At 47.8% G+C, this 12,373-nt stretch carries 26 protein-coding genes; all 26 read left to right on the top strand.

Annotated elements, in window-relative coordinates:
- Positions 1-10 precede the first annotated feature (10 nt).
- The 26 genes from rplD (at position 11) to rpsK (ending at position 12,253) form a co-directional block, all read left to right on the top strand.
- Positions 11-634, top strand: coding sequence for a 50S ribosomal protein L4 (rplD, locus tag C7R94_RS23035; RefSeq protein WP_016742844.1), 624 nt, complete (start codon positions 11-13; stop codon positions 632-634).
- Positions 634-924 (top strand): 50S ribosomal protein L23, encoded by a 291-nt coding sequence (gene rplW, locus C7R94_RS23030; protein WP_007716243.1) that lies wholly within the window; start codon positions 634-636, stop codon positions 922-924. The genes rplD and rplW overlap by 1 nt, the downstream gene beginning before the upstream one ends.
- Before the next feature lie 32 nt (positions 925-956).
- Entirely contained in the window at positions 957-1,787 is an 831-nt protein-coding gene (rplB, locus tag C7R94_RS23025) for a 50S ribosomal protein L2 (RefSeq protein ID WP_012683985.1), read from the top strand.
- 49 nt (positions 1,788-1,836) lie between these two features.
- The gene (gene rpsS, locus C7R94_RS23020; protein WP_005828846.1) at positions 1,837-2,118 is read left to right on the top strand and encodes a 30S ribosomal protein S19; all 282 of its coding nucleotides are present in this window, start codon (positions 1,837-1,839) and stop codon (positions 2,116-2,118) included.
- A gap of 29 nt (positions 2,119-2,147) precedes the next feature.
- Positions 2,148-2,480 carry a 50S ribosomal protein L22 gene (gene rplV / locus C7R94_RS23015; protein ID WP_047074707.1) on the top strand — a complete coding sequence of 111 codons (333 nt, stop codon included), beginning with the start codon at positions 2,148-2,150 and terminating at the stop codon, positions 2,478-2,480.
- A gap of 13 nt (positions 2,481-2,493) precedes the next feature.
- Entirely contained in the window at positions 2,494-3,156 is a 663-nt protein-coding gene (gene rpsC, locus C7R94_RS23010) for a 30S ribosomal protein S3 (protein WP_012683987.1), read from the top strand.
- A 2-nt stretch (positions 3,157-3,158) separates the two neighbouring features.
- On the top strand, positions 3,159-3,593 hold the full coding sequence (gene rplP, locus C7R94_RS23005) for a 50S ribosomal protein L16 (protein WP_007716249.1): 435 nt from the start codon (positions 3,159-3,161) through the stop codon (positions 3,591-3,593).
- A complete protein-coding gene (gene rpmC / locus C7R94_RS23000; RefSeq protein WP_012683988.1) occupies positions 3,583-3,780 on the top strand; it encodes a 50S ribosomal protein L29 in 198 nt (65 codons plus the stop codon). Before rplP ends, rpmC begins: the two co-directional genes overlap by 11 nt.
- A 22-nt stretch (positions 3,781-3,802) precedes the next feature.
- Positions 3,803-4,069, top strand: a complete 267-nt coding sequence (rpsQ, locus tag C7R94_RS22995) for a 30S ribosomal protein S17 (protein WP_012683989.1) — start codon at positions 3,803-3,805, stop codon at positions 4,067-4,069.
- 41 nt (positions 4,070-4,110) lie between these two features.
- Positions 4,111-4,479: a 50S ribosomal protein L14 gene (gene rplN / locus C7R94_RS22990; RefSeq protein ID WP_012683990.1), complete on the top strand. Its 369-nt coding sequence runs from the start codon at positions 4,111-4,113 to the stop codon at positions 4,477-4,479.
- A 49-nt stretch (positions 4,480-4,528) separates the two neighbouring features.
- Positions 4,529-4,843, top strand: a complete 315-nt coding sequence (gene rplX / locus C7R94_RS22985) for a 50S ribosomal protein L24 (RefSeq protein ID WP_007716253.1) — start codon at positions 4,529-4,531, stop codon at positions 4,841-4,843.
- Between the two features lie 26 nt (positions 4,844-4,869).
- The gene (rplE, locus tag C7R94_RS22980) at positions 4,870-5,412 is read left to right on the top strand and encodes a 50S ribosomal protein L5 (RefSeq protein ID WP_047074703.1); all 543 of its coding nucleotides are present in this window, start codon (positions 4,870-4,872) and stop codon (positions 5,410-5,412) included.
- Between the two features lie 24 nt (positions 5,413-5,436).
- Positions 5,437-5,622 (top strand): type Z 30S ribosomal protein S14, encoded by a 186-nt coding sequence (locus C7R94_RS22975; RefSeq protein ID WP_005828830.1) that lies wholly within the window; start codon positions 5,437-5,439, stop codon positions 5,620-5,622.
- 27 nt (positions 5,623-5,649) lie between these two features.
- Positions 5,650-6,048: a 30S ribosomal protein S8 gene (gene rpsH, locus C7R94_RS22970; protein WP_047074701.1), complete on the top strand. Its 399-nt coding sequence runs from the start codon at positions 5,650-5,652 to the stop codon at positions 6,046-6,048.
- A 35-nt stretch (positions 6,049-6,083) separates the two neighbouring features.
- Entirely contained in the window at positions 6,084-6,620 is a 537-nt protein-coding gene (rplF, locus tag C7R94_RS22965; protein ID WP_047074699.1) for a 50S ribosomal protein L6, read from the top strand.
- A 32-nt stretch (positions 6,621-6,652) separates the two neighbouring features.
- The gene (rplR, locus tag C7R94_RS22960; protein WP_047074697.1) at positions 6,653-7,015 is read left to right on the top strand and encodes a 50S ribosomal protein L18; all 363 of its coding nucleotides are present in this window, start codon (positions 6,653-6,655) and stop codon (positions 7,013-7,015) included.
- 18 nt (positions 7,016-7,033) lie between these two features.
- Positions 7,034-7,531 (top strand): 30S ribosomal protein S5, encoded by a 498-nt coding sequence (gene rpsE, locus C7R94_RS22955; RefSeq protein ID WP_047074695.1) that lies wholly within the window; start codon positions 7,034-7,036, stop codon positions 7,529-7,531.
- Between the two features lie 16 nt (positions 7,532-7,547).
- Positions 7,548-7,733, top strand: coding sequence for a 50S ribosomal protein L30 (gene rpmD, locus C7R94_RS22950; RefSeq protein ID WP_012683995.1), 186 nt, complete (start codon positions 7,548-7,550; stop codon positions 7,731-7,733).
- Between the two features lie 33 nt (positions 7,734-7,766).
- Entirely contained in the window at positions 7,767-8,207 is a 441-nt protein-coding gene (rplO, locus tag C7R94_RS22945) for a 50S ribosomal protein L15 (protein ID WP_007716272.1), read from the top strand.
- The gene (secY, locus tag C7R94_RS22940; protein ID WP_106785056.1) at positions 8,207-9,502 is read left to right on the top strand and encodes a preprotein translocase subunit SecY; all 1,296 of its coding nucleotides are present in this window, start codon (positions 8,207-8,209) and stop codon (positions 9,500-9,502) included. Before rplO ends, secY begins: the two co-directional genes overlap by 1 nt.
- Positions 9,503-9,562: 60 nt before the next feature.
- Complete coding sequence (locus C7R94_RS22935) at positions 9,563-10,207, top strand: adenylate kinase (protein WP_012683997.1); 645 nt, start codon at positions 9,563-9,565, stop codon at positions 10,205-10,207.
- Positions 10,208-10,213: 6 nt separating this feature from the next.
- Positions 10,214-10,960, top strand: a complete 747-nt coding sequence (gene map, locus C7R94_RS22930) for a type I methionyl aminopeptidase (protein WP_047074690.1) — start codon at positions 10,214-10,216, stop codon at positions 10,958-10,960.
- A gap of 118 nt (positions 10,961-11,078) precedes the next feature.
- A complete protein-coding gene (gene infA, locus C7R94_RS22925) occupies positions 11,079-11,297 on the top strand; it encodes a translation initiation factor IF-1 (RefSeq protein WP_003333772.1) in 219 nt (72 codons plus the stop codon).
- 34 nt (positions 11,298-11,331) lie between these two features.
- Positions 11,332-11,445, top strand: a complete 114-nt coding sequence (rpmJ, locus tag C7R94_RS22920; RefSeq protein WP_003333770.1) for a 50S ribosomal protein L36 — start codon at positions 11,332-11,334, stop codon at positions 11,443-11,445.
- Between the two features lie 21 nt (positions 11,446-11,466).
- Positions 11,467-11,835: a 30S ribosomal protein S13 gene (rpsM, locus tag C7R94_RS22915; protein ID WP_012683999.1), complete on the top strand. Its 369-nt coding sequence runs from the start codon at positions 11,467-11,469 to the stop codon at positions 11,833-11,835.
- Between the two features lie 16 nt (positions 11,836-11,851).
- Positions 11,852-12,253: a 30S ribosomal protein S11 gene (gene rpsK / locus C7R94_RS22910; RefSeq protein WP_005828803.1), complete on the top strand. Its 402-nt coding sequence runs from the start codon at positions 11,852-11,854 to the stop codon at positions 12,251-12,253.
- Positions 12,254-12,373 lie beyond the last annotated feature (120 nt).

The following is a 12,373-nucleotide window of genomic DNA, read 5'->3' as shown; positions in this document are numbered from 1 at the left end:
AGGAACTGACATGCCGAAAGTAGCTCTTTATAACCAAACCGGTTCTCAAGTTGGCGAAATCGATCTGGCAGACAGCGTTTTTGGGATTGAGCCTAACAGCGCAGTTCTGTACGATGCGATCGTGATGCAACAAGCATCCCAACGCCAAGGTACACATGATGTAAAGAACCGTTCTGAAGTACGTGGTGGTGGCCGCAAGCCATGGCGCCAAAAAGGTACAGGTCGTGCACGCCAAGGTTCCATTCGCTCTCCGCAATGGAAAGGTGGCGGTGTTGTATTCGGTCCAACTCCGCGCAAATACGGTTACAAACTGAACCGTAAAGTTCGTCGTTTGGCTCTGAAATCTGCACTTTCCACGAAAGTACAAAACAACGAACTCCTGGTATTGGAAGCTTTGAACTTCGCAGCTCCTAAAACTAAGGAAATGACAGCTGTTTTGAGCAGCTTGAAAGTAGATCGCAAAGTTCTGATCGTTACTTCCGAGTACGACCAAAACGTAGCGCTCGCTTCCCGTAATATCCCAGGTGCAAAAATCGTAGATGCTGCAGGCATTAACGTTCTTGATCTGGTAGCGCATGACAAAGTAATCGTGACGAAAGAAGCGGTTGCGAAAGTAGAGGAGGTGCTCGCATAATGAAGAGCCTTCATGATGTCCTTAAACGCCCTGTCATTACCGAGCGCACCACTGATATGATGGCTGAGAAGAAGTACGTTTTCGAAGTACCTCTCAAAGCCAACAAAACAGAAATCAAGCAAGCTGTTGAAAAAGTATTTGGCGTAAAAGTAGAAGCAGTTAACACAGTTCGTGTACCTGCGAAACCAAAACGCTACGGAAAATACTCCGGTTACACGTCCGAGTGGAAGAAAGCAATCGTTAAGCTGACTGATGACAGCAAAGAATTGGCCTTCTACGAGGGAGTATAACCTCGACGACTACCGAAAAGGAGGGTATTAACATGGGTATCAAGAAGTTTAAACCGACTTCTCCTGGTCGTCGCCAAATGACGGTTTCTACTTTCGAGGAGATCACCACGTCGACTCCCGAAAAATCCTTGTTGGCGCCTCTCAGCAAAAAAGCTGGTCGCAACAACCAAGGTAGAATTACCGTTCGTCATCAAGGTGGCGGTCATAAACGTAAATACCGTATTATCGACTTCAAACGTAACAAAGATGGTATCATTGGTCGCGTAGCAACCATTGAATACGATCCAAACCGTTCCGCTAACATCGCTCTGATCAACTATGCAGACGGTGAAAAGCGTTACATTATCGCTCCACACAACCTGAAAGTGGGCGACCAGATCGTATCCGGAGCAGATGCCGACATCAAAATCGGTAACGCACTGCCAATGGAGAAAATCCCGGTAGGTACAACCATCCACAACATCGAGCTGAAACCTGGTAAAGGCGGCCAATTGGTGCGCGCTGCTGGTACATCTGCTCAATTGCTTGGTCGTGATGGTGAGTTCGTAATCGTTCGCCTGTCTTCCGGTGAAACACGCCGCATCCACAACGTATGCCGCGCTACTATCGGTCAAGTAGGTAACCTGGATCACGAACTGCTGAACATCGGTAAAGCAGGACGTTCCCGCTGGTTGGGTATCCGTCCAACTGTTCGCGGTAGCGTAATGAACCCGAACGATCACCCACACGGTGGTGGTGAAGGTCGCGCTCCAATCGGTCGTAAAGCACCTGTTACTCCTTGGGGTAAACCAACCCTGGGTCTCAAGACTCGTAAGAAGAAGAACAAGTCCGACCAATACATCATCCGCCGCCGCAAGAAATAAGGTAGGCTGATACTATAACCGAACGCCTTTGGCGAAGGGAGGTTCACTAATGGGACGTAGCTTAAAAAAGGGTCCTTTCGTGGATGACCACTTGATGAAAAAAGTTGACGAGCAAAATGAAAAGAACGAGAAACGCGTGATCAAAACATGGTCTCGCCGTTCCACCATCTTCCCTGAGTTCGTAGGACACACGTTTGCAGTTTACGATGGCCGCAAACATGTACCAGTATACGTATCGGAAGACATGGTTGGTCATAAATTGGGTGAATTCGCACCAACTCGTACCTTCAAGGGTCACGTCGACAACGACAAGAAGTCCAAGAAGCGCTAATTTTCTCTTGACAGAGAGGAGGTACAAAGATGGAAGCAAAAGCAGTTGCACGCAATATTCGCATCGCGTCTCGTAAAGTCCGCCTGGTGGTAGACTTGATCAGAGGCAAGCAAGTAGGTGAAGCTTTGGCGATCTTGAAACACACGCCAAAGGCAGCTTCTCCAGTTGTTGAAAAACTCCTGAAGTCGGCTATTGCAAACGCTGAGCACAACTATGAGATGGATCCGAACAGCCTCGTAGTGGGCAAAATCTTCGTAGACCAAGGTCCTACGTTGAAGCGTTTCCGTCCGCGCGCTATGGGTCGCGCTAGCCGCATCCATAAACGCACGAGCCACATCACAGTGGTACTAAACGAGAAATAAGGAGGGATTACGTGTGGGTCAAAAGGTAAGCCCGGTAGGTCTTCGGATCGGTGTCATTCGTGACTGGGAGTCCAAATGGTACGCTGATAAGGACTTCGCAACTCTGTTGCACGAAGACTTGAAAATCCGCAAGTATGTAAAAGGGCGTCTAAAAGATGCTGCTGTATCCACGATCGAAATCGAACGCGCAGCTAATCGCGTGAACGTTACGATTCACACCGCTAAGCCTGGTATGGTAATTGGTAAAGGTGGTTCAGAGGTTGAAACTCTGCGCAAAACCCTGACTGATCTGACTGGCAAACGCGTTCATATCAATATCAACGAAATCAAACGTCCGGATCTGGATGCTACTCTGGTAGCTGAAAATATTGCACGCCAATTGGAAAACCGCATTTCTTTCCGCCGTGCGCAAAAGCAATCGATCACTCGTACGCTGCGCTCTGGTGCTAAAGGTATCAAAACCTTGGTAAGCGGTCGTCTTGGCGGCGCGGACATCGCACGTTCTGAAGGTTACAGCGAAGGTACTGTTCCACTTCACACATTGCGCGCTGACATCGACTACGGTACTGCTGAAGCACATACCACTTATGGTCGCATCGGTGTTAAAGTGTGGATCTATCGTGGAGAAGTCCTTCCAGCGAGAAAGAACGTCGCTACTGAGGAAGGAGGCAAGTAATCATGTTGACGCCAAAACGCGTGAAACACCGTAAACAACACCGCGGGAAAATGGCTGGTAACGCAAAAGGCGGTACTACTGTTGCGTTCGGTGAATACGGATTGCAAGCAATGGAACCATCTTGGGTAACTAACCGTCAGATCGAGGCAGCTCGTATCGCGATGACTCGTTACATCAAACGTGGTGGTAAAGTTTGGATCAAAATTTTCCCTGATAAACCAGTAACACAAAAACCGCTCGAAGTCCGCATGGGTTCCGGTAAAGGTTCTCCTGAGAAATGGGTAGCGGTAGTGAAACCAGGCAAGATCATGTTCGAACTTGCTGGTGTTCCTGAAGAAGTCGCTCGCGAAGCTATGCGTCTGGCTATGCACAAACTGCCAATCAAGTGCAAGTTCGTGAAGCGTGAAGAAGTGGGTGGTGACGCACATGAAGGCTAATGAGTACCGTAATTTGACCACTGCCGAGATCGAACAAAACGTTACTTCTTTGAAAGAAGAGTTGTTCAACCTTCGTTTCCAGCTGGCTACGGGTCAACTCGAAACCACATCTCGTATCAAACAAGTGCGTAAGGATATTGCTCGTGCGAAAACCGTCCTGCGCCAGAGAGAATTGGGAATCGGCTAATTATAGGAAGGAGGTTTGAACGATGACCGCAGATCGCAATATGCGTCGAACAGTTGTAGGTCGCGTTGTTTCCGACAAGATGGATAAAACCATTGTTGTTCTTGTTGAAACTTACAAGACACATCCTTTGTACGGCAAACGCATGAAATTCTCGAAAAAGTTCAAGGCTCACGACGAGAACAACACGGCAAAAGTGGGCGACATCGTAGAAATCATGGAAACTCGTCCATTGTCCAAAGACAAACGTTTCCGTTTGGTACGTATCGTCGAAGAGGCAGTAATCGTATAAGTCAGATTTTCGGATATTAAGTCCGAAAGGAGGAACAGTAAATGATCCAAACTCAGACGAGATTGGCTGTTGCTGACAACTCCGGTGCAAAGGAACTCATGTGCATCAAGGTTCTGGGTGGTTCCGGTCGTAAAACGGCGAACATCGGTGATGTTATCGTGTGCTCCGTAAAATCCGCTACACCCGGCGGCGTTGTCAAGAAAGGTCAAGTAGTTAAAGCGGTAGTAGTACGCACAGTAAGTGGCGTTCGTCGTAACGATGGTTCTTACATCCGTTTCGATGAGAACGCAGCTGTAGTCATCAAAGACGATCAATCCCCTCGTGGTACTCGTATCTTTGGACCTGTGGCTCGTGAGCTCCGTGACAAGGATTTCATGAAGATCATCTCTCTGGCTCCAGAGGTTATCTAATTGAACGGCAAAACTCAGGCAGTTTGTTCGATAGGAGGTGCACCAAGCGATGCACGTTAAAAAAGGCGACACTGTTATCGTAAATGCGGGCAAAGATAAAGGCAAAAAAGGTCGCGTTCTCGCTGCTTATCCAAAGAAAGAACGCGTTCTGGTTGAAGGTATCAACCTCGTGAAGAAACACAGCCGTCCGTCCCAAGCTAACCCGCAAGGTGGCATTGTGACTCAAGAAGCAGCTATTCACGTATCCAACGTATCTTTGATCGATCCGAAGTCCGGAAAAGCTACTCGCATCGGTTACAAAGTTTTGGATAACGGCAAGAAAGTTCGGTACGCGAAAAAGTCTGGCGAAGTACTCGACAAGTAGTCAGGTTGGAAAGGAGGATATCCTAGATGGCAACAAGATTGAAAGAAAAGTATACGAGCGAAATCGTGCCTAGCTTGATGAGCAAGTTTAACTACACTTCCATCATGCAAGTGCCGAAAGTAGAAAAGATCATCATCAATATGGGTGTTGGCGAAGCGGTAGCAAACGCTAAGTCCTTGGATACTGCAATTGAAGACCTGCAAATCATCGCTGGTCAAAAGCCTGTAGTAACAAAGGCTAAGAAATCCATCGCGGGTTTCAAATTGCGTGAAGGTATGCCGATCGGTGCGAAGGTTACTCTGCGCGGCGAGCGTATGTACCACTTCCTCGACAAATTGATGAACGTATCTCTCCCGCGTGTTCGTGACTTCCGTGGAATTTCTTCCAAGGCTTTTGACGGTCGCGGTAACTACACACTTGGTCTGAAGGAACAACTGATCTTCCCTGAGATCGAGTACGATAAAATTGATAAAGTTCGCGGTATGGACATCGTAATTGTTACTTCCGCGAAAACGGATGAGGAAGCTCGTGAGTTGCTGACTCAAATGGGTATGCCATTCCGTAAATAAACCCACTCGTAAGGAGGGAAGAATGTGGCAAAGAAATCTATGATCATCAAGCAACAGCGGCAGCCGAAGTTTGCAGTACGCGCGTACACTCGTTGCGAGCGTTGCGGACGTCCTCACTCCGTATTGCGCAAATTCAAACTCTGCCGTATTTGCTTCCGTGAACTTGCTTATAAAGGTCAAATTCCAGGCGTGAAAAAAGCAAGCTGGTAATTTGAAACGGGAAGGAGGTTTTCTCTCATGGTTATGACTGATCCAATCGCAGATATGTTGACACGCATCCGTAACGCCAACATGGTTCGCCACGAGAAAGTGGAAATCCCGGCGTCCACCATCAAGAAGGAAATCGCGCGCATTCTTAAAGAAGAAGGCTTCATCCGCGATGCGGAGTTTGTTGAAGACAACAAACAAGGTATCATCCGCGTATTCCTGAAATACGGTGCTAACAACGAGCGCGTCATCACAGGTCTGAAACGTATCTCTAAGCCAGGTCTTCGTGTATATGCAAAAAACAATGAAGTACCTAAGGTTTTGGGTGGCCTCGGTTGCGCGATCATCTCTACATCCACTGGTGTTATGACTGACAAGCAAGCTCGTCAAGCACACGTTGGTGGAGAAGTTCTTGCATACGTTTGGTAATTAACAGATTGTAAATAGCACAGGAGGTGCACCACATGTCTCGTGTCGGTAGAAAACCGATCGTGGTCCCTGCAGGCGTTACCCTCACTCTGAACGGTACTGAGCTGACGGTAAAGGGCCCTAAGGGTCAACTCGTTCGTAACTTCCATGAAGATATCAAAATTAACATCGCTGAAAACGAAGTAATCGTTGAGCGTCCAAGCGACAACAAACTTCACCGTTCCCTGCATGGTACAACTCGTGCGCTGGTATCCAACATGGTAACTGGCGTATCCGAAGGCTTCACTCGTACCCTGGAACTGGTCGGTGTAGGTTACCGTGCTGCTAAGTCCGGCAACGGTGTTACTCTCTCTCTTGGTTTCTCCCACCCAGTGGAAGTTACTCCAGAAGAGGGTATCGAAATCGATGTACCAAACCAAACCACTTTGGTGGTAAAAGGTATTAACAAAGAGCGCGTAGGCCAAGTTGCTGCTGAAATCCGTTCTCTGCGTAAACCTGAGCCATACAAAGGTAAAGGTATCAAGTACAGCGATGAAGTGGTTCGTCGTAAAGAAGGTAAAAAAGGTAAATAAGCTTCTAGCTTCATGAGAAAGGAGGCCGCTTAATGTTTACGAAAGCTGATAAAAACAAAGCTCGGAAAAAACGCCACCTGCGAATCCGCAAACGCGTGATTGGTTCTACCATTCGCCCGCGTCTGAACGTTTTCCGTTCTTCTAAGCATATCTACGCTCAATTGATCGATGATGCAACTGGCGTAACACTGGTATCTGCATCTTCTTTGGATAAAGAGCTGGGCCTGAAAAATGGCGCTAACGTGGAAGCTGCTACAGCTGTTGGCACACTGATCGCTAAGCGTGCACAAGAAAAAGGTGCGACAGAAGTGATTTTTGACCGCGGTGGTTACATTTATCATGGACGTATTAAAGCACTGGCAGAAGCAGCTCGTGAAGCTGGTCTGCAATTCTAACAACAAGGAGGGTAAGGAATGCGTATCGACCCTAGCAAATTAGAGCTCGAAGAAAAAGTAGTCGCAGTTAACCGTGTAGCAAAAACGGTTAAAGGTGGACGTCGTATGAGCTTCAGCGCCTTGGTTGTTGTGGGAGACCGTAACGGCCACGTAGGTGCTGGTATGGGTAAAGCTCAAGAAGTTCCAGACGCCATTCGCAAAGCGATTGACGACGCTAAGAAAAAATTGATCCGTGTACCGATGAGAGGAACAACAGTTCCGCACGAAGTAATGTGCCAATTCGGTGCTGGTAAAGTTCTGATCAAACCTGCTGCTCCAGGTACTGGAGTTATCGCTGGTGGACCTGTTCGTGCCGTTCTCGAACTGGCAGGTGTAGGTGACATTTTGAGTAAGTCTCTTGGTTCCAACAATCCTATCAACATGGTCAACGCTACGCTGGAAGGTCTCGGCCGTCTTAAAACAGCGGAAGATGTCGCGAAATTGCGCGGTAAGACTGTTGACGAGTTGTTGGGTTAATAAGGAGGGAATGAACATGGCAAAATTGCAAATCACCCTCAAACGCAGCCTGATCGGTCGTACAGTAGATCAGCAAGACACTGTTAAAGCTCTGGGTCTTCGCAAAATCAACTCCACTGTAGTGAAGGAAGATAATCCTGCAATTCGTGGAATGGTTTTCAAAGTGAAGCACTTGGTAGAAGTGAAAGAAGTAGAAGCTTAATTGAACATCTCAATTAGTTAGGAGGTGCAACGTATGAAATTGCATGAACTGCAACCTGCAGAAGGATCCCGTCACACTCGTAAGCGCATCGGTCGCGGTATCGGTAGCGGTACTGGCAAAACTGCTGGTAAAGGTCACAAAGGTCAAAACGCTCGTTCCGGCGGAGGTGTTCGCCCAGGATTCGAGGGTGGTCAAAACCCATTGTACCGTCGTCTGCCTAAGCGTGGTTTCACTAACATCAGCCGCAAAGAATTTGCGATTGTTAGCTTGGACGCGCTGAACCGTTTTGAAGAGGGCACTGTAGTAACACCTGAGCTGTTGAAAGAAACTGGTGTTATCAGCGCGCTGCGCGACGGTGTTAAGGTTCTTGCTAACGGTGAACTGACTGTGAAGCTGACTGTTAAAGCTCACAAGTTCTCCGGAGCTGCTGCTGAGAAGATCGCACAAGTCGGTGGAACAACCGAGGTGATCTAATGTTAGCGTCCTTAACTAACATTTTTAAAATTAGCGACCTTCGTCGCAAGATCCTTTTTACGCTCATGATGCTGGTCGTTTTCCGGATCGGAAGCTTTGTGCCAGTTCCTAACGTAAATGTCGAGTTGTTTCAGCAGAATACAAACCAATTACTGGGCTTGTTGAACACCTTCTCAGGTGGAGCACTGCATAACTTCTCGATTTTTGCCATGGGTATCATGCCGTACATTACGGCATCGATTATCATGCAGCTGATGTCCATGGATGTTGTGCCTAAGCTAACGCAATGGGCTCGTGAAGGTGAAGTTGGTCGTCGCAAGATTGCCACCGTTACCCGTTACGCTACAATTATCCTTGGTTTGATTCAGTCTGTAGGGATGACGATTGGATTCAACAATATGGCGCCTGGTTTGCTAAACGACACGTCGGTTGGCAGCTATGCACTCATTGCGTTGACATTGACAGCTGGGACCGCATTCATGATGTGGATGGGGGAACAGATTACGGAGAAGGGTATCGGTAACGGGATTTCGATCCTGATCGTTGCCGGGATCGTTGCTGGACTGCCTAATGCGGCTACGACGATCTACACCACGATGTTTGGTGATCCATCTGTAAACATCTTTTTCAGCATCGTCAAAGTTCTGCTTATCCTATTGGTGGTCCTCGCCATTATTGTCGGGGTTATCTTTATGCAGCAAGGTCTTCGTAAGATTCCAGTGCAATATGCGAAACGAGTGGTTGGACGCAAAATGTACGGTGGTCAATCTACCCACATTCCGCTGAAAATCAACTCTGCTGGTGTTATTCCTGTTATCTTTGCGGTATCGCTGGTAATGTTCCCGTCAACGATTGCTCAGTTCTGGGTGGATGCATCCGGACAAGGATTTGCTAACTGGATTTATGAGAACTTCCAAGTCAACAAACCATTAGGAATGACGCTTTACGCTATCTTGATTCTCGGATTCACCTACTTCTACACATTCGTACAGATCAACCCTGTACAAATGGCAGAAAACATGAGAAAAAATGGTGGTTACATTCCTGGTATCCGACCTGGTAAAAACACTGAGGTATTCATTACTCGTACATTAAACCGGTTAACATTGGCGGGCGCTTTGTTCTTGATGCTAATTGCGATTTTGCCATTCTTCTTCGGTAGTATTGCAAACTTGCCGCAATCCATTTACATCGGTGGTACATCGCTGTTGATCGTGGTTGGGGTATGCTTGGATACAATGAAGCAGATTGAAAGTCAGATGATCAAACGCCACTACCAAGGGTTTATCAAGTAATGACTTAGATGTTTACAGAAAAGCTTCTCTAGCTTTTTTGATGGGACGGAGGGAATGGACGTGAATATAATTCTGATGGGACTGCCTGGAGCCGGTAAAGGGACACAGGCAGAACGTATCGTAAAAGAGTTTGACATCCCGCACATTTCGACTGGCGACATGTTCCGAGCTGCGGTCAAAAACGAAACGCCGCTCGGACTAGAGGCTAAATCCTACATGGATAAAGGTCATCTCGTCCCAGACGAGGTCGTCATTGGTATTGTGCGGGAGCGCCTTTCGATGGATGACTGCGCAAAGGGATTCCTCTTAGATGGTTTTCCGCGCACAGTACCTCAGGCGGAAGCGTTGACAGCTACAGTAAAAGAGCTGGGACGCGAAATTGACCATGTAATTAACATCAACGTTCAACGCGAGCAATTGATTGAACGTCTGACCGGTCGCTGGATCTGCCCTGTTTGTGGTGCTAGCTATCACACGATGTTCAATCCTCCAAAAGAGGCTGGCGTATGTGATAAAGATGGTGGTAAGCTGTATCAGCGTGAAGACGACAAGATCGAAGTGGTAACACAACGCCTTGACGTGAATATCGCTCAAACACAGCCACTTATCGACTACTACTCCGCACAGGAACTTCTGCGAGATATCGATGGAGAACAAGATATCCAGGTAGTGTTTGCGGAAATTAAATCTTTGTTGCGAGGGTAATTGCGAATGATTATCCTAAAGTCGAAAGCAGAACTTGAGGTTATGCGCGAAGCTGGTCGTATCGTCGCACTCACCCATCAAGAACTGGCCAAGGCGATCAAGCCTGGTGTCACGACGAAGCAGCTAGACGAAATTGCCGAGACCTTTATTCGAAGCATGGGAGCAATTCCATCGTTTAAAGGCTATGGTGGCTTTCCAGGAAGTATCTGTGCTTCAGTCAATGAAGAACTCGTACACGGGATCCCAGGTAAACGGGCGTTACAAGAAGGAGACATTATTAGTATCGACATTGGTGCCCAGTTTCAGGGTTACCATGGCGACTCTGCTTGGACGTATCCGGTCGGTAAGATTTCAACAGAAAACCAGAAGCTGCTCAGAGTAACGGAAGAGTCGTTGTACAAGGGGCTTGAAAAAGCTGTTCCGGGTGGACGCTTGTCCGACATCTCTCATGCGATTCAGGTTCATGCAGAAGCTGCCGGCTTCACACTCGTTCGCGAGTATGTGGGGCATGGGATCGGGCAAAACTTGCACGAAGATCCGCAGGTTCCTAACTACGGCCCTCCTGATCGAGGACCGCGGTTAAAACCAGGCATGGTGTTGGCAATAGAGCCAATGGTAAATGCCGGCGAACGTTATGTCCGCACATTGGAGGACAATTGGACGGTAGTAACAGTGGATCGGAAAACTTGTGCTCATTTTGAACACACCATCGCGATTACGGAAGATGGCTATGAGATTTTTACACGGACATAAAAACGGTAGTTCCGAACGGTTCGGGATTGTCGTCCAACGTGTCGACGATAAGTTCGTTGTGTGATCATTTCGCAAAACTCATGGTCCGACTGAAGAGCAGAAGAAAGGAGAGTTTACCATGGCAAAAGATGATGTAATTGAGGTGGAAGGTACGGTAATCGAACCTTTGCCAAATGCTATGTTTCGAGTAGAATTAGAGAATGGACATAAAGTCCTCGCTCACGTCTCTGGAAAAATCCGCATGCACTTTATCCGTATCCTGCCGGGGGATAAAGTAACTGTTGAACTGTCGCCGTACGACTTAACCCGCGGACGTATTACGTACCGCTATAAATAGTAAGCAAAACCCCTAGAAAAGGGAGGCAAGAACCATGAAAGTGAGACCTTCGGTTAAACCGATCTGCGAGAAATGCAAGGTTATCCGTCGCAAAGGTAACGTAATGGTTATTTGTGAAAATCCGAAGCATAAGCAAAAACAAGGGTAAACAAGGAGGTGCTTTTGACACATGGCACGTATTGCAGGCGTAGACTTGCCGCGCGAAAAACGCGTTGAAGTTGCTCTTACCTACATTTTTGGTATTGGCCGCCCCACGTCTCAAAAAATTCTGTCCGCTACTGGCGTAGACATGAACACTCGTGTTCGCGATCTGACAGAAGATGAAGTGAACAAACTTCGTGAGTACATCGACAAAACTGTGAAGGTGGAAGGTGACCTCCGTCGTGAGATCTCCCTCAACATCAAGCGTCTGATGGAAATCGGTTGCTTCCGTGGCATCCGTCATCGTCGTGGACTTCCAGTTCGCGGTCAACGTTCTAAAACAAATGCTCGTACGCGTAAAGGTCCACGCCGTACAGTAGCAAACAAGAAGAAGTAAAGGAGGGTAATCTGACATGGCGAAAAGAAAACAAGCTACAGCAACTCGTACCCGTCGTCGTGACCGTAAGAATGTTGAAGTCGGCGTAGCACACATCCGTTCTACTTTCAACAACACGATCGTCACAATCACGGATCCACACGGTAACGCGATCTCTTGGTCCAGTGCTGGTTCCCTCGGCTTCAAAGGCTCCCGTAAAAGCACTCCATTTGCTGCGCAAATGGCTGCTGAAGCGGCTGCACGCGTTGCTATGGAACACGGCATGCGTTCCCTTGAAGTATCGGTAAAAGGCCCAGGTGCAGGTCGTGAAGCTGCGATCCGTTCCCTGCAAGCAACTGGTCTTGAAGTGAACATGATTAAAGACGTGACGCCAATTCCGCACAACGGTTGCCGTCCACCAAAACGTCGCCGCGTGTAACTGGTTTATATCGTTCAGAACATGTCCATACTAGAATGGTAAATTCTGATTTATAGCTTGTCATGCACGCAAACGGTAAACCGCCGGGGAAATTCCTGAGTGGGCACGTATGCGGCCCAC

The sequence above is a fragment of the Brevibacillus sp. NRRL NRS-603 genome, assembly GCF_003013445.1.
Classification (GTDB): Bacteria; Bacillota; Bacilli; order Brevibacillales; family Brevibacillaceae; genus Brevibacillus; species Brevibacillus formosus.
Note: the sequence above shows the minus strand (reverse complement) of the source record. Positions and strands in the feature narration are given on the sequence as shown.